15 protein-coding genes are annotated in these 23,714 nt (G+C 72.8%); 9 read left to right on the top strand and 6 right to left on the bottom strand.

Annotation, left to right across the window (positions count from 1 at the left end; all coding sequences use genetic code 11):
* The first annotated feature begins 91 nt into the window (after positions 1–91).
* From QC283_RS03410 to fxsT, 7 genes are all read left to right on the top strand, one after another.
* A complete protein-coding gene (locus QC283_RS03410; RefSeq protein WP_279559820.1) occupies positions 92–451 on the top strand; it encodes a CU044_2847 family protein in 360 nt (119 codons plus the stop codon).
* Positions 444–2,402 (top strand): VMAP-C domain-containing protein, encoded by a 1,959-nt coding sequence (locus QC283_RS03405; RefSeq protein ID WP_279559819.1) that lies wholly within the window; start codon positions 444–446, stop codon positions 2,400–2,402. The genes QC283_RS03410 and QC283_RS03405 overlap by 8 nt, the downstream gene beginning before the upstream one ends.
* 280 nt (positions 2,403–2,682) lie before the next feature.
* Positions 2,683–3,681, top strand: a complete 999-nt coding sequence (locus tag QC283_RS03400; RefSeq protein ID WP_279559818.1) for a MoxR family ATPase — start codon at positions 2,683–2,685, stop codon at positions 3,679–3,681.
* Between the two features lie 3 nt (positions 3,682–3,684).
* Positions 3,685–7,068, top strand: coding sequence for an SAV_2336 N-terminal domain-related protein (locus QC283_RS03395; protein WP_279559817.1), 3,384 nt, complete (start codon positions 3,685–3,687; stop codon positions 7,066–7,068).
* A complete protein-coding gene (locus QC283_RS03390; RefSeq protein WP_279559816.1) occupies positions 7,065–7,217 on the top strand; it encodes a hypothetical protein in 153 nt (50 codons plus the stop codon). Before QC283_RS03395 ends, QC283_RS03390 begins: the two co-directional genes overlap by 4 nt.
* Positions 7,214–8,431 (top strand): FxsB family cyclophane-forming radical SAM/SPASM peptide maturase, encoded by a 1,218-nt coding sequence (locus QC283_RS03385; RefSeq protein ID WP_383528915.1) that lies wholly within the window; start codon positions 7,214–7,216, stop codon positions 8,429–8,431. The genes QC283_RS03390 and QC283_RS03385 overlap by 4 nt, the downstream gene beginning before the upstream one ends.
* Before the next feature lie 100 nt (positions 8,432–8,531).
* A complete protein-coding gene (gene fxsT, locus QC283_RS03380; RefSeq protein ID WP_279559815.1) occupies positions 8,532–11,492 on the top strand; it encodes an FxSxx-COOH system tetratricopeptide repeat protein in 2,961 nt (986 codons plus the stop codon).
* 75 nt (positions 11,493–11,567) lie between these two features.
* Here fxsT and QC283_RS03375 read toward each other — a convergent pair whose 3' ends face one another.
* From QC283_RS03375 to QC283_RS03360, 4 genes are all read right to left on the bottom strand, one after another.
* Positions 11,568–15,413, bottom strand: a complete 3,846-nt coding sequence (locus tag QC283_RS03375) for a multifunctional oxoglutarate decarboxylase/oxoglutarate dehydrogenase thiamine pyrophosphate-binding subunit/dihydrolipoyllysine-residue succinyltransferase subunit (RefSeq protein ID WP_279559814.1) — start codon at positions 15,411–15,413, stop codon at positions 11,568–11,570.
* Positions 15,414–15,697: 284 nt separating this feature from the next.
* Positions 15,698–16,912, bottom strand: a complete 1,215-nt coding sequence (locus QC283_RS03370; RefSeq protein WP_279559813.1) for a sensor histidine kinase — start codon at positions 16,910–16,912, stop codon at positions 15,698–15,700.
* Complete coding sequence (locus QC283_RS03365) at positions 16,909–17,649, bottom strand: response regulator transcription factor (protein ID WP_279559812.1); 741 nt, start codon at positions 17,647–17,649, stop codon at positions 16,909–16,911. The genes QC283_RS03370 and QC283_RS03365 overlap by 4 nt, the downstream gene beginning before the upstream one ends.
* Positions 17,650–17,771: 122 nt before the next feature.
* Positions 17,772–18,476, bottom strand: a complete 705-nt coding sequence (locus QC283_RS03360; RefSeq protein ID WP_279559811.1) for a spermidine synthase — start codon at positions 18,474–18,476, stop codon at positions 17,772–17,774.
* Positions 18,477–18,690: 214 nt separating this feature from the next.
* Here QC283_RS03360 and lon point away from each other — a divergent pair, with 214 nt between their 5' ends.
* Positions 18,691–21,114: an endopeptidase La gene (gene lon, locus QC283_RS03355; RefSeq protein WP_279559810.1), complete on the top strand. Its 2,424-nt coding sequence runs from the start codon at positions 18,691–18,693 to the stop codon at positions 21,112–21,114.
* Positions 21,115–21,210: 96 nt separating this feature from the next.
* On the opposite strand, the gene QC283_RS03350 is transcribed toward lon, so the two are convergent.
* Positions 21,211–22,038: a lysozyme gene (locus QC283_RS03350; RefSeq protein WP_279559809.1), complete on the bottom strand. Its 828-nt coding sequence runs from the start codon at positions 22,036–22,038 to the stop codon at positions 21,211–21,213.
* 238 nt (positions 22,039–22,276) lie between these two features.
* On the opposite strand from QC283_RS03350, the gene QC283_RS03345 reads away from it, so the two are divergent.
* Complete coding sequence (locus QC283_RS03345) at positions 22,277–22,771, top strand: MarR family winged helix-turn-helix transcriptional regulator (RefSeq protein WP_279559808.1); 495 nt, start codon at positions 22,277–22,279, stop codon at positions 22,769–22,771.
* 88 nt (positions 22,772–22,859) lie between these two features.
* Here the strand turns inward: QC283_RS03345 and QC283_RS03340 are convergent, their stop codons facing one another.
* Positions 22,860–23,651, bottom strand: a complete 792-nt coding sequence (locus QC283_RS03340; protein ID WP_279559807.1) for a protein phosphatase 2C domain-containing protein — start codon at positions 23,649–23,651, stop codon at positions 22,860–22,862.
* Positions 23,652–23,714: the final 63 nt, after the last annotated feature.

Genomic DNA, 23,714 nt, shown 5'->3' with positions numbered 1-23,714 from the left:
CGGGCGGCCGGGCTGGGTATTAGCCTCATCAAGGTCAAGTGACCGGTGCCCGCGCACGGTTGGGACGCGGCGGGCTCGACGGGGGAGCGGAATGAGCCACATCCAGGACGTGGAGCTGCCGGACGGGACGGTCATCACCGCCCGGATCAGCGAGGCGGACGAGTACGACGGCCAGCAGGACGTCGGTTTCACCGAGGCCGCCGTCGCCAAGGTCGAGCGGCTCCAGGAGCTGATCACCGGGGTCGGCTCCTCGGTGCTGAGCGCGGCCCGCGCGGCCGGGCCCAGCGAGGCCGCCATCACCTTCGGGGTGGAGCTGACCGCCAAGGAGGGGCTGGCCGTGGCGGTGCTCGCCCGGGGTGAGACCAAGGCGTCGCTGGAGGTCACGCTCACCTGGCGGTTCGACCGGCCCGACGGGCAGGTGGACACGCGGGTACCGGCCGCGCATGAGTGAGGGGAACGACCGCCTCTACGAACTCGCCCGCGCCGCCACCGTCCACCTGCTGCCCGCCCGGGGCGACGGCGCGCCGCTGTGGGGGAGCGGCTTCTTCGTCGCGCCCGGATGGGTGCTCACCGCCGCCCACGTGCTGCGCCCGCACCTCGCGGCGGGCCCCCGCACCGTCTTCCGGGTGCGCGGCGAGGGGGTCGACGCCGAGGCCCGTCTGGAGCAGTGGCTGCTCACCGACCCGCGCCGCCAGGCCGTACCCCTGGAGGAGGACCTGGCCCTGGTGCGCCTGGCGGGGGAGCCCGAGGAGCAGCAGCACGAGTGCGTCTGGCTCGCCGACCGGGCCGTGAGCCACTCCGGCGCCCTCAAGGTGTGCGGCTACTACCCCGGACCGTCCGAGACGTACTTCCGGATCGTCGATGCCGAGATCAACGGACACGAGGACCGGCACGGACTGATCATCAAGCCCGACATCGACCTTCCCAGCGGGGTGTCCGGCGGCCCGCTCCTCGACCCGGAGACGGGAGCCGTGGTCGGGCTGGTCAAGTCGCGCCGCAAGCAGCAGGACGGCGGCAAGGCCGTCGCCATCTCGGCGCTGCGGCGCTTCGGGCGGACGTACCGCACGGTGGTGGCCGCCCACGACCGCTGGCACGGCGGCGAGCCGCAGTCCCCGACCGGGGACAACTGGATAGACCTCCAGGGCGGACCCCCGGCCGGCGCCGGCGAGCAGTGGACCCCCACCGACCGCCGGGACGCGCTGCGGCTGCTCGCCGAGCTGCCCCCACCGCCGGACGCGCCCACCGTCGAACTGCTCGCGAAGCGGGCGCGCAGCCACAACACATGGCCGGGCGGCACCCCCGAGCTGCTCACCTGGCGGGACGGCACGGGACTGCTCTACGAGGGCGCGCGCCCGCTGGAGGCACTGACCTTCCTGCGCTACCTGAGGTTCGTCGAGCTGTACACGGCCGCCCGGGGCGGCGACGCGACCGCTCTCGGCCGGTGGATCGGCACCCGGCTGCGCCGGGAACCGCGCCGGGCCTTCCACGACCTCGTCCGCGACGTGAGCCTCCCCGAGGCGCTGCGCCCGGCCCCCGACGCCGTGCCGGAGCGCATCGTGATCCCCTACCCGGGGCCGGGCGAGGGGGCGACCGTCGCCGTCCTGCTCGACCCGGTGATAGGCGCGCGGCCCGCCCGGTTCTTCTGGCAGATCTGGTACGACGACGGTCACGGCGAGCCCGAACTGCACGAGGTGGACGGCTCCGTCCACGGACACGACCCCGCCGGACTCGTCCAGGCCCTGCGCGGGCCGCTGGGCCGGCTGCTGCGGGCCAAGGACCAGGAGGGCCGGCCCGTGCCCCTCGAGGTCGCCCTCCCGGTGGAGCACTTCGACACGGCCGTGCACCGCTGGCGGTTCGACGACATAGCCGAACTCAACGACGCCGGTCACCTGGGCGTGCGCCGCCGGGTGGTGCTGCGCGCCCTGGAGCGCCGGGGAGATCCGGACAAAGTCTGGGCCGAGCGCTGGCAGGCCATGGCGGACCAGCGGCGCTTCAGTGGCTGGCGCACCCCGGGCCAGGGCGACTTCCCCGGCGCCCGCGGCTACCGCGACGCCGCCTGCGACCTCATCCCGGTCATGTGCCGGCCGGCCGGGCGCGACCCCGGCCGCACCGCCATGAGGCTCGCCCTGGAGGGCGGCCACGGAGTCGCCCTCTGGCACGTCGACGGACACTCCTCCCGTGTCTGTCCCGAGTCGTGCGACATCCTCTACGCCAAGGCGGAGGAACTCCTCCAGACGCTCGGCTCCCTCGCCGAGCTGCCGGACCGGATACGCCATGTGCGCCAGGAGATCAGCGAGCTGCGGGCCGACCGGGCCTGGGCCGAGCCGATGGCCCTCCTCTACGACGATCCGCGCCGGCCCCTGCCCTCCGAAGAGGGCGGAACGCTGGACGCGCCCCTGTGAACGCCGGACGCGCGCATGTAAGCGCTCGACGGGCCCCTACGAGCGCCAGTCGCGCGCCCCTCCGCCCGCCGGACCCACGCCGTGACGGACACCGCGGCACACGTCGTGACGGACACCGCGACACACGCCATGGCGGACACCGCGACGGACGCCGCGACTGGCCGGAAAGCACCGTTCCCGGGGTAGGGCGCGGGTACATTCTCAGGGGCCCGTTGTGGGTGCGCGACGCCCTCGTCGGCCAGGCCGTGGACAGCCACCGACCGTCGACGAGGAGCACGGTATGAGCGAGTGGTTCATCTACCGGGGCACCGGGCAACCGGCTCCCGAGCGGATCGGACAGCTGCCCGCCCCGCCCCCGTGGCGGGACTTCGACACCCCGGCCGTGGACTACGACGTACCGGACCTCGGATCCTCCACCCGGCGCAGGCTCGGCGCGCGCACCGTCCCGCTGCCCATCCAGGACCCCGGCACCCTCGAACTGGTCAACGCGGCCCTCTACCTGCGCCGCCCCCTGCTCGTCACCGGCGAACCGGGCGTCGGCAAGTCGACGCTGGCGCACTCCATCGCCCACGAACTCGGCCTCGGCCGGGTCCTGGAGTGGCCGGTCGTCAGCCGCAGCGAACTGCGGGACGGGCTCTACACGTACGACGCCATCGGCCGCCTCCAGGACGCCCAGCTGCCCGACGGCCAGGGCGCCCCGGACATCGGCCGCTACATCAAGCTCGGCCCGCTCGGCACCGCACTGCTCGCCGCCGACCGGCCCCGCGTACTGCTCATCGACGAGCTGGACAAGAGCGACATCGACCTGCCCAACGACCTGCTGAACGTGCTGGAGGAAGGCTCGTTCGCCATCCCCGAACTGGAGCGGATCGCCGACCGCACCCCGGTCGTGGAGGTCCTCACCGACGACGGCAGGCGGGTCGCGGTGCAGGACGGACAGGTGCGGTGCCGCGCCTTCCCGTTCGTCGTCATGACCAGCAACCGTGAGCGCGAGTTCCCCGCCCCGCTGCTGCGCCGCTGCATCCCGCTCGACCTCAGGGCCCCGCGCGACGAACGCCTCGCCGCGCTGGTGCAGGCCCATTTCGGCCAAGGGGCATACGATGACAACCGCGACATCGTGGACCAGTTCGCCCGCGCCGAGACGGACGGGGCGCTGCGGCCCACCGACCAGTTGCTCAACGCGATCTTCCTCGCCCAGTACGCCGCCCGCGACGCCGCCCACCGGCGCGAGGAGATCTCGGACCTCCTGATGCAGCCCCTGGACCGTGGGTTGCGGTAGTCGATGGCCGCCCAGGAACCCCCGACCCCGACCGACGGCGCGGCGCCCGTGCTCGCCGCGCTGGTCGCGCGTATGCGGGACGCGGGGATCGGGCCGGGCGTCGAGGAACTGGCGGACGCGCTGTGGCTGGCCCGCTGGCTGCCCGCCCCCGTGTCCTCGGCGGCCGGCGACACCTCCGGCGCGGACGGCGCCCCCGCGGTACCGCCCGGTGGACACCACCACGCCGCGTCACCGCCGCCACCGGGGTCGTCCAGGCCGCCCGCGGGCCAGGAGGAGGCCTCGCCCCCCGACGGCGCCTGGCTGTTCGCCCCCGGCGGTGACGGTCCCGCGAGCGGCGAGGGCGGTACCGGCGACGGGCCGGCGCCCGTGCGGGTCCCGGCCGCACCCTCCCTGCCGGAACCCCTCGCCCTGCAGCGCGGCCTCCGCCCGCTCCAGCGCTACCGCGCCCCCGTACGTCCGGTCCCGCGAACCCTGGACGAACGGGCCACCGCCGAACGGGCCGCGGAGTCCGGACTGGTGCTGCCCGTGCTGCGCACCGACCGGCGTCGTGAGGCCCGGCTGCTGCTCCTGATGGACGTGTCGACCTCCACCGTGGTCTGGCAGCAGGCCCTGGACGAACTGCGCCAGGTCTGCGCCCGGGCCGGCGCGTTCCGCGAGCTCCAGGTGCAGTACCTGCACGAAGGTCCCGGTGGCCGGCCCGGCTGCTCCTCCCGCCCGGAGACGGGCGGCCCGCTGCACGCGCCCGAGCAGCTCAGCGACCCGACCGGCCGCCGCGTGACCCTGGTCCTCAGCGACTGCGCCGGACCGATGTGGCGCAGCGGCCGGGTGCAGCGTCTGCTGCACCGCTGGGCGGCGACGGCACCGGTCGCGGTCGCGCAGCCGCTGCCGCAGCGGATGTGGGCCCGTACCCATCTGCCGGCCCGGCGCGGGATACTGCACCGGCGCGAGGGCCCGGCCGGCGCGCTGGAGTTCCGCCCCGACCGGGGTGCGGCCGAGCGCGGGGCGCTGCCGGTGCCCGTCCTGGCGCTGCGCCGCCCGTCGGTGGAGGGCTGGGCGCGGCTCGTGTCCGGTGCCACCGGGCAGTCCCTGGCCGCCGCAGCGGGCTGGGTGCGCGCCGACCACCCCGCCTCCGCCGCGCCGGTGCGCGCGGCCGAGGACGTCGGCGGAGCCGAGCGGGTCCGGGCCTTCTGGCGTCCCGCGTCCCCGGAGGCCCGCCGCCTCGCCGTGTACCTGTCCGCCGTGCCGCTCCAGCTGCCGGTGATGCAGCTGGTCCAGCACGCGATGCTCGCCGGGAGCGGACCCGACGTCCTGTCCGAGGTGCTCCTCGGCGGGCTGCTGCGCCGCCAGCCGGACACCGACGACCCCCAGGCCGTGCGGTACCGCTTCCTGCCCGGCGTCGCCACGGAACTGCGGGCCCGGCTGACCGTCGAGGACGTCCAGCTCCTGTTCAAGCACTGCTCCGAGTACGTGGAGCGCCGCTTCGGCCGCAGTGTGCGCAACTTCCCCGCCCTCGCCGGGGCGTTCCTGCGCGGCGCGGTCACCCCGGGTGAGCGGCTCGTTCCGGTGACCGGCCCCGCGACCGCCTACGCGACCGGCCCCGGCGCGGCCGAACCAGCCGGCCTGCGCGCGTTCGCCGAGGTGTCGGCGGACGTGCTGCGAGAGCTCGGCGCCCGGATGCCGAGGACGGCCACCGTCCTCGGGTTCGGCGCGGAGGAGCTGCTGGAACGGGGACGGGAGGCGTACGCCCGCTTCCGGACGGAGGGGCTGACCCGCGAACTCGACGCGGCCGTCGACAGCCTGCGCCAGGCGCTCACCGTGGCCCGCCCGGGCGAGCGGCGCGTGCAGGTCGCGGAGTCGCTCGCGGAATGCCTGCTCGACCGGTGGCGCGTGGGCGCGGACGGCGATGACCTGCGGGAGGCATGGGAGGCGGTCGCGGACCCGCGAGGCCTCACCGGACACGGGAGGTTCGTCCGCGGCGTCATCTGCTCGGACCAGGCCTACGCGGTGCACGACGAGGGCATCGGCTTCCCCGGGATTCCGGACGATCTGCGGGACTGGGCCGCCGACGCCGCCGCGCACAGCGAGCACGACCCCGCGGAGTTCGCCCGCGCGGTCCTGCTGTACCTGGCCGACAGTGACTTCGCCGCCGTCCTGGCCGCGGAGAGCGAGAGCGCCGACCGGCGCCGGGCCGCCGGCCTCGTACTGCTGAACCTGCGCGGCGTCATCGCGCTGGTGGGCGCGGACCGGCACGGGACCGACGGCCCCTACTCGGCGGGCGACAGCCCCGAGGAGTGGTACGTCGCCCACCTGTACCGAGCCCTCGACGCCGCCACCACCACGGCCGAGCTGTCCGGCTCGGGCCGGCCCCGTGCCGAGCGGGGCCGGCTCTGGCTGGAGCTCGCGCGGCAGTTCGCCGGGCAGGGACCTGTCGCCTCCTCCACCGACGAGGCGGACCGGGCGCGCGACGCGGCGGCCTCGGCCACCGAGGACTTCATGGCGGTGCTGAGCCGGGAGAACACCCTGCCGGACAGCGAACGCTGCCGGGTCTGGCTGGACGTGGCGTCCGCCGTGAGCCTCGCCGGGACCGGCGACGAGGACGACGGCGGGCACGCCCTGCTGACGCACGCGCTGGAGCGTGCCCAGGAGGCGGCCGGGGCCGACGAGGAACTGCGTGTCGAGTGCCGCACCCGCGCCGCGAGCGCCCACTGGGAGAGGTACGAGCGCACCGGTGACCCGACGTCGCTGGACCTGGCCGTCGGCGCGTGGGAGTCGGTCGTACGACTGCTGCACGAGGACGACCCCCGGCTGCCCGCCGTACTCACCGACTGCGGCGCGGCCCTGCGTGAGCGCGCCGGCCACCACGACTCGCCGCAGGACACCCACCGGGCCGTCGACCTGCTGCGGCGGGCCGTCGACGAGACCCCTCCCGACGACCCCGCCCTGCCCCACCGGCGGTCCCTGCTGGCCGACGCACACGTCGGGCGCTTCCACCGCGAGCACGTGCTGTCCGACCTGTACGAGGCCGACTGGCTGCTGGGGGAGGCGGTCCGTGGCTCCGAGGAGCCGCGGCACCAGGCGCTGTACCTGATGCGACGCGGCATCGTGGCCCTGCACCTGCACACGAGACTGGGCACCGCCGACCACGCCGACAAGGCCGTGGAGCACTACACCCAGGGCGCCGAGCACGCCCGGGAGGCGGGCCCCGAGGGCCCGGCGGTCCTGGCCCTGGCCCTGCGCGGCCGGGCCCACGCCCGCGAACGGCTCGGCCGTGCCCGCTCCGCCCTGGCCGACTACCGCGAGGCCCTCCGCCTCACCACCGACCCCGAGCTGGCCGAGCTGCTCCGTTCGGACATCGCCCGCCTCACCTCCGGAACGGCCGACGCGTGACCCACCCCACCGACGAGGCGGAGATACCCCTGCCCGAACTCACCCGGCCCGCCCGCTCCGACCATCCGGTGCTCGCCGCGGTCCTCGCCGAACTCCACGTCCGCGACGGGGAGGCCACCGTCGTCGCCTACTACGAGGACGCCCCGTGACGGCCGGCCCCCGGCCGCCCGCACCCCCGTGCCGGCCCGCCGCGCGCCCCGACGCCCAGGGGCACGTCCCCACGCCCCTGCGACAGTTCGTCCTCAAGGTCCACGGACGCTGCAACCTCGACTGCACCTACTGCTACCTCTACCGAGGCCAGGACAGCGGCTGGCGGGACCGCCCGGCCCGCGTCGGCGACCGCGTCATGGAGCACACCGCGGCCCGGGTCGCCGAGCACGTCGGCGCCCACGGCCTCGACCACGTCCGGATCGAACTGCACGGCGGCGAACCCCTCCTGGCCGGTCCCGCACCCGTCCTGGACTACGTCCGTGCCGTCCGCCGTACCGTCCCCGACAGCTGCCGGATCACCGCCACCGTGCAGACCAACGGCACCCGCCTCACCGACCGCGGCCTGGAGCAGCTCACCGAGGACGGCGTCCGGGTCGGCCTCAGCCTCGACGGCGGACGCGCGGCCCACAACGCACGCCGGGTCGACCACGCGGGCCGGCCCGCCTGGCCCGCCGCCCTCGCCGCCGCCCGCAGGCTCGCCGCGCGTCCACAGGCGTACGCCGGGATCCTGTGCACCGTCGACCTGGACGCCGACCCGCTGGACGTCTACCACTCGCTGCTGGAGCTGGGCCCGCCGCGGCTGGACCTTCTGCTCCCGCACGCCAACTGGGGCCGGCCGCCACCCGGTCTGCCCGGTGGCCGGCCCGGCAGGCACCGGCCAGGGGCCACGCCCTACGGGGACTGGCTGGCCACCGTCTTCGACGCCTGGTGGGACGCGGGACGACTGCGCACCCGCGTAAGGCTCTTCCAGGAGATCGTCGCCCTGCTGCTGGGGGCACCCAGCAGGGCCGAGGCCGTGGGCCTGTCGCCGGTGGCCGCCGTCGTCGTCGAGACGGACGGCGCGATCGAACAGGTCGACTCGCTCAGGTCCGCCTACCGGGGCGCCGCAGAGACCGGATACGACGTGTTCCGGCACTCCTTCGACACGGTCCTGCGCCACCCGGGCATCGTGGCACGCCAGTCGGGCGAGCGGGCCCTGGGCGCGGACTGCCGTGCCTGCCCGGTGGGCCGGGTGTGCGGGGGCGGCAACTACGTGCACCGGTACACGCCCGGCTCCGGCTTCCACCACCCGAGTGTGTACTGCGCCGACCTGGAGCGGCTGATCCGGCATGTCGCGCACCGGCTGGAACACACCGTCCGTACCACCACATGATCCGGGCGTCATGTCCAACTCCGCGCGCGACACGTCGCATTGACGCACAATTGACTAACCTGTGCACAGTCGTGACCGGTTCGGCCGAGGGGACAGCGAGATGGTGACGGAGCTGGGCCACGTCACGGTGGTCTTCGCCGGGCAGAGCGAGTCCTGGGCCAAGTGGATCGACCACCAGATCCGCGCCGCCGGCCGGACCACCACCCTGGTGCGGTGGAACCCGCTGCGCCGGCCACCGGCCGCGCACGCCCTGACCGATCTGCTCGGCGCGCCGGGCCGCATCCTGCTCGTCATCGACGACTGGTACGAGCGGCTGGGGCCAGAGCGGTTCCACGCCTGGGCGGAGGTACTGCGGGAGGTGCTGCCCGGGTTCCGTGAACGCCTCGCCGCCGTGAGCGTCACCGCGCAGCCGCTGCCGGCGGAGGTCGCCCCGCTCGCACCCGTCGAGCTGCGCGGCCTGCGCCCCGAGGTGGCCCGCGTCCGCGTCCTGGAGTGCGCGGCCGTCCCCGCACCCGGCCGACTGGTCGACCTGCGCCGCGGCCCGCGTTTCCCGGACGACCCCCCGGAGGTCTGGCGTGTCCCGCGCCGCAACCGCCGGTTCATCGGGCGCACCGACCTCCTGGAGCAGATGTACGGGACCCTCGCCGGCGCCGGGACCGACGGAGCCACCCTCGCCCTGCGGGGCCCCGGAGGCGTGGGCAAGACACAGCTGGCGCTGGAGTACGCCCACCGGTTCGCCGGCGAGTACGACATCGTCTGGTGGATCACCGCCGCGCAGCGCGTCACGGCCCGCCAGCAGTTCGCCGACCTGGCGCCCGAACTGGGCCTCAGGGGCGGCGGGGACCTGGCGGCCACCATCAAGGCCGTACGCCGGGAGCTCGACGGCACCGCCCGCCCCTGGCTGCTGGTGCTGGACGGCGCGGGCGACCCGGAGAAGGTGACCGACCTCGTCCCCGAGGGACGCGGACACGTCCTGGTCACCACACACCGCGGCGAGTGGGCGGCGCAGGGGGAGACCCTCCGGGTCGCGGGCTTCGAACGCCAGGAGAGCATCGCGTTCGTGGGCCGGCGCACCGAGCGGCTCGACGCCGGCCAGGCCGACCGGCTCGCCGACGCCGTCGAGGACATGCCGCTGCTGCTCGACCAGACGGCCGCCTGGCTCGACACGAATCCGGCCATGTCCGTCGACGCGTACGTGCGGGACATCCGCGACGGCCGTCCCGACCGCTTCGGCGTGATGCCGTCCCGGGACTATCCGGAGAGCTTCCAGGTCGCCTGGGCCAAGCTCCTCAACACCCTGCGCGAGGGCTTCGAACCCGCCTGGCACCTGCTCAACCTGCTGGTCTGCTTCTCGCCCGAGGTGGTCCCGGTACGGCTGCTGCAGACCGCCCGGCACACCGACCTGCCGCCCGAGCTGGTGGACCTGGTCGCCGAGCCCAGCAGCTGGAACTCCGCCCTGCGCAAGCTCTCCGAGACCACCTCGATGCGCATCGAGTACGAACAGGGACCGCGGCTGGACACCCAGACCGTCGGCACACTGCGCATGCACCGGCTCTTCCACCGCTTCGTGCGCTACGTCCAGTCGCCCGAGGACGCCGAACGCCACTTCGCCGCCGCCCGCCGGCTGCTGGTCTCCGCCGACCCCCGCGACTCCTCCTCCCCGGGCAACTGGGCCCGCTACGCCGCGCTCATCCCGCACCTGGAGCCCTCCGGGGCCCTCGACTCGGACGACGAGGACGTCCGGGACCTCGTCCTGAACTGCATCGAGTACCTGCGGATGCGCGGCGAGTACGACGAGGGCCGGCGGCTGAGCCGGCGAGCCGTGGACCGCTGGCGCGAGACCTCCGAGGACACCGACCGGGCCGTCCTGGTCGCCGTCCACCAGCTCGCCAACATGCAGCGCAGGCTGGGCCGGTACGCGGAGGCGGAGTCGACCGGACGCGAGACGATCCGGCGGCTGAGGGCCGCCGGCGACGTACGTCCCATCGAGCTGATCCGCGCCAAGGACGGGCTGGGCGGCACGCTCATGGCCCTCGGCCGGTACGCGGAGGCCCGTGCCCTGTTCGAGGAGGCGGCCGAGACCGCTGCGGTCGAGCTGGGCGGCGAACAGGTCCCGCGCACCCTCACCGTCCGCAGCAACCTGGCCATGGCCCTCGGCCTCCAGGGCCACTACACCGAGTCCCTCGCCCTGCACCGCAGGATCTTCGAGGCGCGGGTCGAGCTCCTCGGCGGCAAGGACGCGCTGACCCTCAACTCGGCACTGCGTACCGCCTGGATGCTGCGACTGCTCGGCAACTACCGCGAGGCGCTGGACATCCAGGGCCACAACTCCCGCCTGCACAGCCAGGTCCTCGACCGCGACCACGGCCAGACCCTGCACGCCGAACACAACCTCGCCCTGTGCTCCCGCCGGGTCGGCGACCTGCAGTTCGCGCACGCCATGATGCGCGGCGTCCGACGGAAGCTGCTGCGCCGCCGCGGCACCCTGCACCCCGAGACGCTCCTGGTCTCCTGCGACTACGCGATGCTGCTGCGCCAGCTCGGAGAGACCGAGGAGGCCCGGAGCCTGGCCGAGGCCACCGCCGTTCACTACGCCGCGCAGCTCGGCGAGGACCACCCGTACACCGTCGGAGCCCGGGACAACGTGGCCGTGATCATGCGCGACTGCGGTGAGACGCAGGGCTCCCTGGAGCTGTCCCGGCAGTGCACGGCGCAGATGGAGAAGGCGGTGGGCCGGGACCATCCGTGGTCCGTCGGCTGTGCCAAGAACGAGGTGGCCGCGCTGGCCGGCGCCGGTGAGAAGGAAGCCGCGGCCACCCTGGGCCGGGACGCCTGCGCCCGCTCCGCCCGCGCCCTGGGGGAGAACCACATCCTCACCGTCGGCCTCCGCGCCGGACTGGCGCTGGACCTCGCCGACACGGGCGAACGCGAGGAGGCCGAGGCCTTGAGACGGGATGTGGGCGCCCGGCTCACCGGGCTGCTCGGCGCGGGCCACCCGCAGATCCGGGAGATCCAGGAACGGCGGAATCCCTACTGGGACTTCGAACCCCAGCCGATCTGACCCGGCCCGCCCGGACGCCGAAGGGGCCGGCCCCGATACCGGGACCGGCCCCTTCCGTCAGGCCTGTGCCAAGGCTCAGGCCTCGAACACCTCACGCACCAGCTGCTCCTGCTCCGCCTGGTGCCGCTTGGCGGAACCGACGGCCGGGGACGAACCGTGCGGGCGCGAGATGCGCCGCAGACGCTCGCCGTGCGGGACGTCGGCGCCGACCGCCAGGTCCAGGTGGTCGATCAGGTTGAGCGCGATGAACGGCCAGAAACCCTGGTTCGCCGGCTCCTCCTGGGTCCACAGGTACTTCTCGGCGTTCGGGTACTTGGCGATCTCCGCCTGGAGCTCGGCACCCGGCAGCGGGTACAGGCGCTCGATGCGGAGGATGGCCGTGTCCGTGATGCCGCGCTTCTTCCGCTCGGCGTCGAGGTCGTAGTAGACCTTGCCGGCGCAGAAGACGACCTTCTTGACCGCGGCCGGGTCGACCGAGTCGTCGCCGATGACCGGACGGAACTGGCCCGTCGTGAACTCCTCCGCCTTCGACGCCGCGGCCTTCAGGCGCAGCATCGACTTCGGGGTGAAGACGACCAGCGGCTTGTGGTGCGGGTTGTGCACCTGCCACCGCAGGAGGTGGAAGTAGTTCGACGGCAGGGTCGGCATCGCGACCGTCATGTTGTTCTGCGCGCAGAGCTGCAGGAACCGCTCCGGGCGGGCCGAGGAGTGGTCCGGGCCCTGGCCCTCGTAGCCGTGCGGCAGCAGGAGGGTGACGCCGGAGGTCTGGTTCCACTTCTGCTCGGCCGACGAGATGAACTCGTCCACGACCGTCTGCGCGCCGTTGACGAAGTCGCCGAACTGCGCCTCCCACATCACCAGCGCGTCGGGGCGGGCCAGCGAGTAGCCGTACTCGAAGCCCATCACCGCGTACTCGGAGAGCAGGGAGTTGTAGACGTTGTACCGGGCCTGGTCCTCGGACAGGTACAGCAGCGGCGTGAACTCGTCGCCGGTCTCGCGGTTGATGAGCACCGCGTGCCGCTGGCCGAAGGTGCCGCGCTGCGAGTCCTGGCCGGACAGCCGGACCGGGACGCCCTCGAGGAGCAGCGAGCCGACGGCGAGGGTCTCGCCCATGCCCCAGTCGATCGTGCCGTCCTCGACCATCGCCGCCCGGCGCTGCAGCTGCGGCAGCAGCCGCGGGTGCACGGTGACGTGGTCGGGGATGTTGACCTGGGACTCCGCGATCCGCTTCACGGTCTCGGCGGTGACCGCGGTGTTCACGGCCACCGGGAACTCGGCCTGCGGGTCCGAGGGCTCCGCGGCGGCCGGCTGGGAGGCCGCCTCGCGGACCTCGGTGAAGACCTTCTCCAGCTGGCCCTGGTAGTCCTGGAGCGCCTGCTCGGCCTCTTCCAGGGTGATGTCGCCGCGACCGATGAGGGACTCGGTGTACAGCTTGCGCACCGAGCGCTTCTTGTCGATCAGGTCGTACATCAGCGGCTGGGTGAAGGCCGGGTTGTCGGTCTCGTTGTGACCGCGGCGGCGGTAGCAGATGAGGTCGATCACCACGTCCTTGTTGAACGCCTGGCGGAACTCGAAGGCCAGCCGCGCCACGCGGACGCAGGCCTCCGGGTCGTCGCCGTTCACGTGGAAGATCGGGGCCTCGATCATGCGGGCCACGTCCGTCGCGTACATCGAGGAACGCGACGACTCCGGGGCGGCGGTGAAGCCGACCTGGTTGTTGATGACGACGTGGACGGTGCCGCCGGTGCGGTAGCCGCGCAGCTGCGACATGTTCAGGGTCTCGGCCACCACGCCCTGGCCCGCGAAGGCCGCGTCGCCGTGGACCGCGATGGGCAGGACCGTGAAGTCCGTGCCGCCCTTGTTGATGATGTCCTGCTTGGCGCGGGCGACGCCCTCGACGATCGGGTCGACCGCCTCCAGGTGCGACGGGTTGGCCACCAGCGAGACCTTGATCTGCTCGCCGTCCAGGCCGGTGAAGGTGCCCTCGGCGCCCAGGTGGTACTTCACGTCACCGGAGCCGTGCATCGACTTCGGGTCGAGGTTGCCCTCGAACTCGCGGAAGATCTGCGCGTACGACTTGCCGACGACGTTGGCCAGCACGTTCAGCCGGCCGCGGTGGGCCATGCCGATGACGACCTCGTCCAGGCGGGACTCGGCCGCCGAGTCGATGACCGCGTCCAGCAGCGGGATGACGGACTCGCCGCCCTCCAGGGAGAACCGCTTCTGGCCGACGTACTTGGTCTGCAGGAACGTCTCGAACGCCTCGGCGGCGTTCAGGCGGCGCAGGATGCGCAGCTGCTCCTCGCGCTCCGGCTTGGTGTGCGAGCGCTCGATGCGGTCCTGGATCCACTTGCGCTGCTTCGGGTCCTGGATGTGCATGAACTCGACGCCGGTGGTGCGGCAGTACGAGTCGCGCAGCACGCCGAGGATGTCGCGCAGCTTCATCAGGGACTTGCCGGCGAAGCCGCCGACCGCGAACTCGCGCTCCAGGTCCCACAGGGTGAGCCCGTGCTCGGTGATGTCCAGGTCGGGGTGCTTGCGCTGCTGGTACTCCAGCGGGTCGGTGTCGGCCATGACGTGGCCGCGGACCCGGTAGGAGTGGATCAGCTCGAAGACGCGGGCGGCCTTGGTGACGTCGTCGTCGTGCGAGGCGTCGATGTCCTTGAGCCAGCGGACCGGCTCGTAGGGGATGCGCAGTGCCTCGAAGATCTCGTCGTAGAAGCCGTTCTCGCCGAGGAGCAGGCCCGCGACCTGGCGCAGGAACTCGCCGGAGGCGGCGCCCTGGATGACCCGGTGGTCGTAGGTCGACGTGAGCGTCATGACCTTCGAGATGCCGAGCTTGTTCAGGGTGTCCTGGCTGGTGCCCTGGAACTCCGCCGGGTAGTCCATCGAGCCGACGCCCATGATGACGGCCTGGCCGGGCATCAGGCGCGGCACCGAGTGGACGGTGCCGAGACCGCCGGGGTTGGTCAGGGAGACCGTGACGCCGGAGAAGTCGTCCATCGTCAGCTTGCCGTCGCGGGCGCGGCGGACGATGTCCTCGTAGGCCTGCCAGAACTCGAAGAAGTTCATGGTCTCGGCCTTCTTGATCGCCGCGACGACCAGCTGGCGGTCGCCGTTGGGCTTGACCAGGTCGATGGCGAGGCCGAGGTTGACGTGCGCCGGCTTGATGAGCGTCGGCTTGCCGTCCTTCTCACCGAACGCGTAGTTCATCGTCGGCATGGCCTTGATGGCCTGCACCATCGCGTAGCCGATCAGGTGCGTGAAGGAGATCTTCCCGCCCCGGGCGCGCTTGAGGTGGTTGTTGATGACGATGCGGTTGTCGAACAGCAGCTTCACCGGGACCGCGCGCACGGACGTGGCCGTGGGCAGCTCCAGCGAGGCGTTCATGTTCTTCGCGACCGCGGCGGCGGGACCGCGCAGGGTCACCAGCTCGGGACCGTCCGGGGAGGCGGTGGCCTCCTTGGCGGGCGCGGCGGCCTTGGCCTGCGGCTTGGCGGCGGGCTTGGCCGGGGCCGGCTTCGCGGCCGGGGCCGCCGGAGCAGCCGGGGCCGCCGGAGCGGCGGCGGGCTGCGTGGCCGGCTTCGCGGTCGCGGCGGCCGGCTGGGCAGCCGGCTTGGCCGGGGTCGGAGCGGGAGCCTGCGCCTGGGCCTGCGGTGCGGGGGCGGCCTGGGGCGCGCTCCCGGAGTCCGTGCTCACGGCACCGGAGGCGGACTGGGCCGCGGCCGCTCCTGGCTTGTAGTCGGCGAAGAAGTCCCACCAGGCTCGGTCCACGGAGTTCGGGTCCTGGAGGTACTGCTGATAGATCTCGTCGACGAGCCACTCATTGGCACCGAACGCGGCCGCGGGGTTCTTGCCCGCGTTGCCCGCTTGGTCGGTGTCGGTCGAGATGCTCGAGTTACTGGGGGACTGTGGCGACACGGCGAGAACCGCCCTCTTCCGCTTCTTCACAAGATGGTGGACAGCGGGAATCAAGGCTACGCCTCCCGGACCCGGAAGGTCAGACCGGGATCGTTCATCGTCGCGTAAGTCACATCACAGACCGCGTTTCGGCGCTGGAAATGGCGGGAAACAAGCGAGGTTCTGCTGCGTGTGGGAAGGGGAGACCTGGACCCGGCGCCGAGAAGACGCGGGCCTGTGCCTGATCACACGTGTCCGCCGGCGCGGACGTCAGTGGATCTTGACGCTCCGCTTCGAACCCTACGTCAACCGGGTGCCGACGGCAGACCTGGAAGAGTGATGAGAATCCGGCAGCCCCGCTCGGATTCGGCCACCCCGATCCGGCCGCCGTGCAGATCCACCGCCCAGCGCGCGATCGCCAGGCCGAGCCCGGTGCCGCCGTCGCTGCCCGGACCGTGCGGCCGGGACACCGAACCCCGGTTGAACCGCTCGAACACCCGGCGCCACTCCGAGCGCGGAATGCCGGGGCCTTCGTCGAGAACCTCCAGCTCCAGCGATTCCGGAAGGTCCCCGCGCCGCGCCCTGACCGTCACCCGGCCGTGCGGCGGGCTGTGCTTGACCGCGTTGTCGATGAGGTTGGCGACGACCTGGTGGATGCGCTCGGGGTCGGCGTGCGCGGTCAGCTCCGGCGGGAAGACGTCCAGGGCCAGATGCACGTCGGTGCGGCTGTGACTGCCGGACCCGGACGCGATGCCCGCGCGTGCCGAGGCGACCATGTTGGCCTCCTTCAGCACGCCGGAGAGGTACGGCCACACCTCGAAGCGCCGTTTGCGCAGCGGTATGACGCCGTTGTCCAGGCGGGAGAGGTCCAGCAGGGTCTCCACGAGACGGCCGAGCCGCTCCGTCTGTCCGAGCGCCGTCCGCATGGTCTCCGGATCGGCCTCGGTGATCCCGTCGACGATGTTCTCCAGCACCGCCCGCAGGCCCGCGATGGGGGTGCGCAGCTCGTGCGAGACGTTCGCCACCAGCTCCTTGCGCTGGAGGTCCTGGGCCTCCAGGTCGTCGGCCATGCGGTTGATGGTGACGGCCAGGTCGCCCAGCTCGTCGCGGCGGTTCTCGCGGACCCGGCGCGTGTAGTCACCGTGCGAGATGGACCGGGCCACGGCGTTCATCTCGTCCAGTGGCGCGGTCAGCGAGTGCGCCACGAACTGGGTGATCAGCAGTGTGGCGATCATCGAGAAGACCGTGATGAAGCGCAACTCCGTCTTGGTGTGCACCGCGATCACCGAGAGACCGGTGGTGATCAGCACCGACGTGACGACCAGCGCGCCCAGTTTGGTCTTGATCGAGAACGGGCGTACGCCGCCCCACGGCTCCCCGGTGCTTCGGGAGCCGTTCTTCCGGGAGCCGGGGCACCGAGAACCAGAGGTCCGAGAACCAGGGGTCCGAGAATCAGGGGCCTGAGAACCAGGGGCCCGAGAGCCGGAGCCCCGCCGCGCGGCGTCCCGTCCTCGGCTCATGGCGTCGGCGTCTCCAGCGCGTAGCCCACGCCGTGCACCGTGCGGATGCGCTCGGCGCCGATCTTGCGGCGCAGCGCCTTGATGTGGCTGTCCACGGTCCGGGTGCCGGAGGCGTCCGCCCAGTCCCACACCTCGGCCAGCAGCTGCTCACGGGAGAGCACCGCGCGCGGGGTGTTCGCGAGACATACCAGCAGGTCGAACTCGGTGGGGGTGAGGTGGACGTCCTCGCTGCGCACCCGCACCCGGCGCTGCGCGTGGTCGATCTCCAGCTCGCCGAGGCGCAGGATGCCGCTGCGCGGCGTCGAGGCGGCCACGACGGCCCGCTCCACCCTGCGCAGCAGTACGTGCACGCGCGCGGCCAGCTCGCGCATCGAGAACGGCTTGGTCATGTAGTCGTCGGCGCCCACGCCGAGCCCGACCAGCATGTCCGTCTCGTCGTCCCGCGCGGTGAGCATCAGCACCGGCACCGGCCGGGCGGCCTGCACGCGCCGGCAGACCTCCAGACCGTCGAAGCCGGGCAGCATGATGTCGAGGATCAGCAGATCGGGCTGCCAGGCCTCGGCCGTGTCGACGGCGGCCGGACCGTCGCCCGCCGTTTGCACCAGGAACCCTTCGGCGCGCAGGCGGGTCGCGATGGCGTCCACGATCGTCTGGTCGTCCTCGACCACCAGCACCCGTCGCTGCGCGCCCGGAGTAGCCGTCGCCGTGCCGTTGTGGGAGGTCTGTGTCTGCTCCATCGCCCGCCCCTGAGGTGTGCTTACCGGAATCAGTGGGGTGATCCCTCGTCTGCGCATGACTGCGATTGACGCTTGAATAACCGCGTCAGGGCAGCAGCGTACGGGGAGTCACCGTCCCTTTGCTATCCAGGCCCGACGGCGAGGTGGACGACGTCCGGAACGCCCCGGGCAACGGGGATCTCTTCGGTACGCACCTGCTGGAACCCGGCATTACGCAAGGTTTCTTCGAATTCCGGGGAGGGCTGGGCAGACCATACGGCAAGCACCCCGCCCGCCCTCAACACCCGGGCGCAGCCCGCCAGTCCGGCCGGTGCGTACAGCCCGTCGTTGCCCTCCGTGACGGTCCAGCCGGGGCCGTTGTCGATGTCGAGGCAGAGCGCGTCGTATGTGTCGGAAGTCTCATTGACGTACCGCACGAGATCCGCTTCCACGATCTCCGTTCGCGGATCGGCCAGCGCCTCGGCGGACAGGGTCGCCAGCGGTCCTTCCCGGTGCCAGTCGATGACGGCGCGCTCGCGCTCGACGACCGCGATCCGCCCCCAGCGGGGATCGGCGGCGGCGTGTGCGAGCGAGAAGCCGACGCCGAGCCCGCCGATGAGGAGGTGCGGCGCCCGCCGCCCGCCGTGGGCGGCGAGCGCGTCGGCCGCCGCGTCGACCAGCCGCCGCTCCGAACGCCCGTCGGAGGTGTCCATCAGGAAGCAGCCGTTCGCGATGATCTGCAGCAGCGCCCCGTGCCGGCGCAGGACGACCTCACCGTGCGGGCCCTCGCGGCGGTCCAGCACTTCGGGGATGTCGTAGTCGTGGGAGTCATGGGAAGTGATGGGCATCGACCCATCCTGGCAGCGGGAATGCCGGACTGTCCGGCCGTGCTGGCACCCACGGGGCATCACGCGCGGTGCGCGTCCGCGCGTCGTGCGCCCGCAGCACCGGACGCGAGGCGCTCGGCCCTTGATCGCTCACAGCGAACACCCGTTGGGGAACAATCCGTGACTCCCTTTCATTGAGTCGATGTAACTCAACTTGACTGCCGAAGGGGAGATCATGGCTACTGAGTCCGAAGCCTTCACACCGCTCACCCTGCCCGTGCTGCCGCTCGACGACGAGGTGGTGCTGCCCGGGATGGTCGTCCCCCTGGACCTGAGCGACGCCGAGGTACGGGCCGCGGTGGAGGCCGCCCAGGCCGCCGCGAGCGCCGAACCCGGCAAGCCGCGGGTCCTGCTCGTCCCGCGCATCGACGGCACCTACGCCCGGACCGGCGTCCTCGGCACGGTCGAGCAGGTCGGCAGGCTGGCCGACGGCGACCCGGGCGCCCTGATCCGAGGCCTCGGCCGCGTGCGGATCGGCGCCGGGACCACCGGCCCGGGGGCAGCGCTGTGGGTCGAGGGCACCCGCGTCGACGAGGCCGTGCCCGAGCCGCTGCCCGGCCAGGTCACCGAACTGGTGAAGGAGTACAAGGCGCTGGCCACCGCATGGCTGCGCAAGCGCGGCGCCTGGCAGGTCGTGGACCGCGTCCAGGCCATCGACGACGTCTCCGCGCTCGCCGACAACTCGGGCTACTCGCCCTTCCTCACCACCGGACAGAAGGTCGGGCTCCTGGAGACCACCGACCCGGTCGCCCGCCTCAGGCTCGCCACCCAGCAGCTGCGCGACCACCTCGCCGAACAGGACGTCGCCGAGACCATCGCCAAGGACGTCCAGGAGGGCGTCGACAAGCAGCAGCGGGAGTTCCTGCTGCGCCGCCAGCTCGAGGCCGTGCGCAAGGAGCTGCGCGAGATCAACGGCGAGCGGGAGGGCGAGGAGTCCGACGACTACCGCGCCCGCGTCGAGGCCGCCGACCTGCCCGGCAAGGTCCGCGAGGCCGCGCTCAAGGAGGTCGACAAGCTGGAGCGGTCCTCCGACCAGTCGCCCGAGGGCTCCTGGATCCGCACCTGGCTCGACACCGTCCTCGAACTGCCGTGGACCGTCCGCACCGAGGACGCCTACGACATCCAGGGCGCCCGCGCCGTCCTCGACGCCGAACACGCGGGCCTGGACGACGTCAAGGAGCGGATCACCGAGTACCTGGCGGTGCGCAAGCGGCGCGGCGACCGGGGACTCGGCGTCGTCGGCGGCCGGCGCGGCGGTGCCGTCCTGGCGCTGGTCGGCCCGCCCGGCGTGGGCAAGACCAGCCTCGGCGAGTCCGTCGCCCACGCGATGGGCCGCGAGTTCGTCCGCGTCGCCCTCGGCGGCGTCCGCGACGAGGCCGAGATCCGCGGCCACCGGCGTACGTACGTCGGAGCGCTGCCCGGCCGGATCGTGCGCGCGATCAAGGAGGCCGGGTCGATGAACCCGGTCGTGCTCCTCGACGAGATCGACAAGGTCGGCTCGGACTTCCGGGGCGACCCGGCCGCCGCCCTGCTCGAAGTCCTCGACCCCGCCCAGAACCACACCTTCCGGGACCACTACCTGGAGGTCGAGCTCGACCTGTCCGACGTCGTGTTCCTCGCGACCGCCAACGTCCTGGAAGCCATCCCGGAGGCCCTGCTCGACCGCATGGAGCTGGTCCGCCTCGACGGCTACACCGAGGACGAGAAGATCGTCATCGCCCGCGACCACCTGCTCCCGCGCCAGCTGGAGCGGGCCGGCCTGGACCCGGACGAGGTCACGGTCGACGAGGGCGCGCTGCGCAAGCTGGCCGGCGAGTACACCCGTGAGGCGGGTGTGCGCACCCTGGAGCGGTCGATCGCCCGGCTGCTGCGCAAGGTGGCGGCCCAGCACGAACTGGGCGAGCGGGAGCTTCCCCGCACGGTCACCGACGGCGACCTGCGCGACCTGATCGGACGGCCGCACCACGTGCCCGAGTCGGCCCAGGACCCGGCCGAGCGGCGTACCTCGGTGCCGGGCGTGGCCACGGGCCTCGCGGTGACCGGCGCGGGCGGCGACGTCCTGTACGTCGAGGCGTCGCTGGCCGACCCGGAGACGGGCGCGGCGGGCCTGACGCTGACCGGTCAGCTGGGCGACGTGATGAAGGAGTCGGCGCAGATCGCGCTGAGCTTCCTGCGCAGCCGCGGCGCCGAGCTGGAGCTGCCGGTGGCCGACCTGAAGGACCGGGGCGTGCACATCCACTTCCCGGCGGGCGCGGTCCCCAAGGACGGCCCGAGCGCCGGCATCACGATGACGACGGCGCTGGCCTCGCTGCTCTCCGGCCGGCTGGTCCGCACCGACGTGGCGATGACCGGGGAGGTCTCGCTGACCGGCCGGGTGCTGCCGATCGGCGGGGTCAAGCAGAAGCTGCTCGCGGCGCACCGGTCGGGCGTCACCACGGTGATCATCCCCAAGCGCAACGAGCCCGACCTGGACGACGTCCCGGCCCAGGTGCTGGACCGGCTCGACGTCCACGCCGTGTCCGACGTCCGCCAGGTCCTGGAACTGGCGCTCGCACCGGCGACGAACGGCGCGGGGGCGAAGGTTCCGGTCGCGGCGTGACGGACGCGACGTGACGGACGCGGCGTGACGAACGGCCGGAAGGCAGGGCACGGGGCTCCCGGCGAGGAGGCCCGTGCCCTGCCCCCGCGAGCCGGCTCAGCCGTTGGCGAGCGCCCGGACGCGGTCCAGCGCCCCGTTGAACTTGTTGTGGTCCCCGACCGTCGGCCCGGACGAGGTGTACTGCCACATCGTGTAGAAGCCCCAGCCCGCCGGCAGCGTCCCCACCGTCGAGGCGTACCGGGCGACCCACAGCGGGTTGTTGGCCGCGAAGCCGCTGTAGTTGCCGGTGCACTGGGTCCACCAGCTGGTGGCCGTGTAGATCACGGCGTCGCGGCCGGTGCGAGCCTTGTAGGTGTTCAGGAAGTCGCGGATCCAGGAGACCATCTGGCTCTGCGACTTGCCGTAGCAGGTGGCCCCGTACGGGTTCCACTCGATGTCCAGCGCGCCCGGCAGCGTCCTGCCGTCGCGGGACCAGCCGCCGCCGTTGTCGACGAAGAAGTTGGCCTGGGCGGCGCCGCTCGTGGTGTCCGGGGTGGCGAAGTGGTAGGCGCCGCGGATCATGCCGACGTTGTACGAGCCGTTGTACTGCTGGGCGAAGTAGGGGTTGGTGTAGTAGGTCCCCTCGGTGGCCTTGACGTAGGCCCACTTGACCCCGCTGTTCCACAGGGTCGACCAGGCGACGTTGCCCTGGTGGCTGGAGACGTCGACACCCTCCGTCTGGGTGGCGCGGCCGGGGACCGGCGTGCCGTGCTGTCCGTCGTGCTCCACGACGCCCATGCCCATGTGGGCGGAGCCGCGGGGCGGGGTGTCGGCGGCCGACGAGGAGTGCGCGGGGAGGGTGAATACGAGGGACAACGCGGCGAGCAGGGTCCCCGTGACGGCGAAGCGCCGTCCGCGGGCCGATCCGGATCTGTGCACGAGCATGACGTGCCTCCGATGGCTCGGTGGTGCTCGGTGGGGGATGCGCGGGTGGGGAGAACCCGTGGCTGGCGTGCGCATGCCACTCGGGGGTCCGGTGAAGACGCTACGCACGTAGAACGGGGGTGGGAAGAGGGACCAGTAGCTTCCGTTGGTCTAAGCCTGCGAAATACTTGCCGAGCTGCGGTGATGACGGCCCGTGGCGGAAACTTTCAGGACCGGGAAAATCGAGGCAGGGGCTGACGTGCACGAAGGCGGGAACGGCGGCGGTCGCGGAGTCGAATGCGAGGCGTCCGGCAGTGGTGTGAACCAACCGGAGTTCCTGGCACTGGAGCGGGAGCTGACGGTCCTGCTCCGACGGGCCCGGGCCAGCCAGGGCGAGATGGCCCGGGAGGTCCACCCCGACCTGGAATCGTCCGCGTACGGCCTTCTCGTGCGGCTCGGCCAGTGCGGAGGGCAGCGGGCCACCGAGCTCGCGGCCTACATCGGCGTCGGCAAGGCAACGATGTCCCGTCAACTGCGCGCCCTGGAGGAACTCGGCCTCGTGACCCGGGAACCCGACCCCGCCGACGGCCGCGCCTGGCTGATCACCCTGACCCCGGAAGGCCAGGCGCGCGTCAGCCGGGTGCGGGACGCCCGCCGCGCGCGGTACGCGGGCCGGCTCGCCGACTGGGACCCGCGCGAGGTGACGGAACTGGCCCGGCTGCTGCAGCAGCTGAACCGGGGGATGGAGAGGTAGGGCAGGGCCCGCCTCTCCACGGCGCTCCCGCCCGGCGCTTCCGTTTGGCTTCCGCCCGGCACTCTCTCCCGGCGTCCCCTCCCGGCGTTCAGAGCTCCGCGTACACCACGGTCGCGTCGTCGTGCGCCTTGCCGCGCCCCAGGAACTCCCGGGCCCCCGCCGCGTCGGCGCGCTCCAGCTCCCGTACGCGGTCCACCAGCGCCTGCGCGCCCTGTTTGCGCACCAGCGCGAGGCAGTCCGTCCAGTCGCCCTCCCGGAACGTCTCCACCCACCGCGCGGCACCGTCCGTCAGCGCCGCCAGCGTCCGCACCTCCCCGCGCGGCAGCACCCCCGTCACCGCACGCGCCGCCACGGCCGGGTCGGCCGCGGCCGTGTAGAAGCCGCCCTCCTTGTTGCGGTAGCCCGCGTCGACCAGCGCGTCCGTGGCGAGAGCCGATCGGGGCAGCCGGGCCAGCCGGTCGTCCAGGACCGCCGTGACCGTGCCGTCGGGGGCCTCCACCAGCAGCGCCGAGTCGGACAGGACCAGGTACTCGACCGCCGCGGGGGACCACCGGGCCAGGACCACGGTTGCCTGCGGAGTCCGCGGGTGAGAAAGGTCACAGGTTTCCGCGTGCGCTGCCGAGGTACGAGCGATGGCGCGGGACAGGGCTTCGGCGAGAGGAACATCCGGGAGTGAAACGGTCAGTTCGGTCAGAGCACCGCCGAGGCGCGCGGTGAACCAGGGTACGGAATGCAGACAGCCCGTCCCGCTCCGCGGCGGTGTCACACCGTCCAGCACGACGAGCGAACCACCCTGTCCCGAGGCCGGTAGTCCGACGCTCGCGAAGTCCTCGTTGGGGTGGTCGGCGAGGCCGGGTTCCGAGACGAGTTCCGTACGCATCCAGCCAGTCTGCACGACCCCTTCACAGGGTCCGCAAGAGGCCGGCAACTTCCCGGGATCGAC

Source organism: Streptomyces sp. DH41 (assembly GCF_029813785.1).
GTDB lineage: Bacteria > Actinomycetota > Actinomycetes > Streptomycetales > Streptomycetaceae > Streptomyces.
Note: the sequence above shows the minus strand (reverse complement) of the source record. Positions and strands in the feature narration are given on the sequence as shown.

Coding starts and splice junctions, on each gene's coding strand:
- QC283_RS03365 (WP_279559812.1), bottom strand. CDS start 17,649: ATGGAGCAGACACAGACCTCCCACAACGGCACGGCGACGGCTACTCCG.
- fxsT (WP_279559815.1), top strand. CDS start 8,532: ATGGTGACGGAGCTGGGCCACGTCACGGTGGTCTTCGCCGGGCAGAGC.
- QC283_RS03395 (WP_279559817.1), top strand. CDS start 3,685: ATGGCCGCCCAGGAACCCCCGACCCCGACCGACGGCGCGGCGCCCGTG.
- QC283_RS03340 (WP_279559807.1), bottom strand. CDS start 23,651: ATGCGTACGGAACTCGTCTCGGAACCCGGCCTCGCCGACCACCCCAAC.
- QC283_RS03350 (WP_279559809.1), bottom strand. CDS start 22,038: ATGCTCGTGCACAGATCCGGATCGGCCCGCGGACGGCGCTTCGCCGTC.
- QC283_RS03405 (WP_279559819.1), top strand. CDS start 444: ATGAGTGAGGGGAACGACCGCCTCTACGAACTCGCCCGCGCCGCCACC.
- QC283_RS03370 (WP_279559813.1), bottom strand. CDS start 16,912: ATGAGCCGAGGACGGGACGCCGCGCGGCGGGGCTCCGGCTCTCGGGCC.
- QC283_RS03400 (WP_279559818.1), top strand. CDS start 2,683: ATGAGCGAGTGGTTCATCTACCGGGGCACCGGGCAACCGGCTCCCGAG.
- QC283_RS03360 (WP_279559811.1), bottom strand. CDS start 18,476: ATGCCCATCACTTCCCATGACTCCCACGACTACGACATCCCCGAAGTG.
- QC283_RS03410 (WP_279559820.1), top strand. CDS start 92: ATGAGCCACATCCAGGACGTGGAGCTGCCGGACGGGACGGTCATCACC.
- lon (WP_279559810.1), top strand. CDS start 18,691: ATGGCTACTGAGTCCGAAGCCTTCACACCGCTCACCCTGCCCGTGCTG.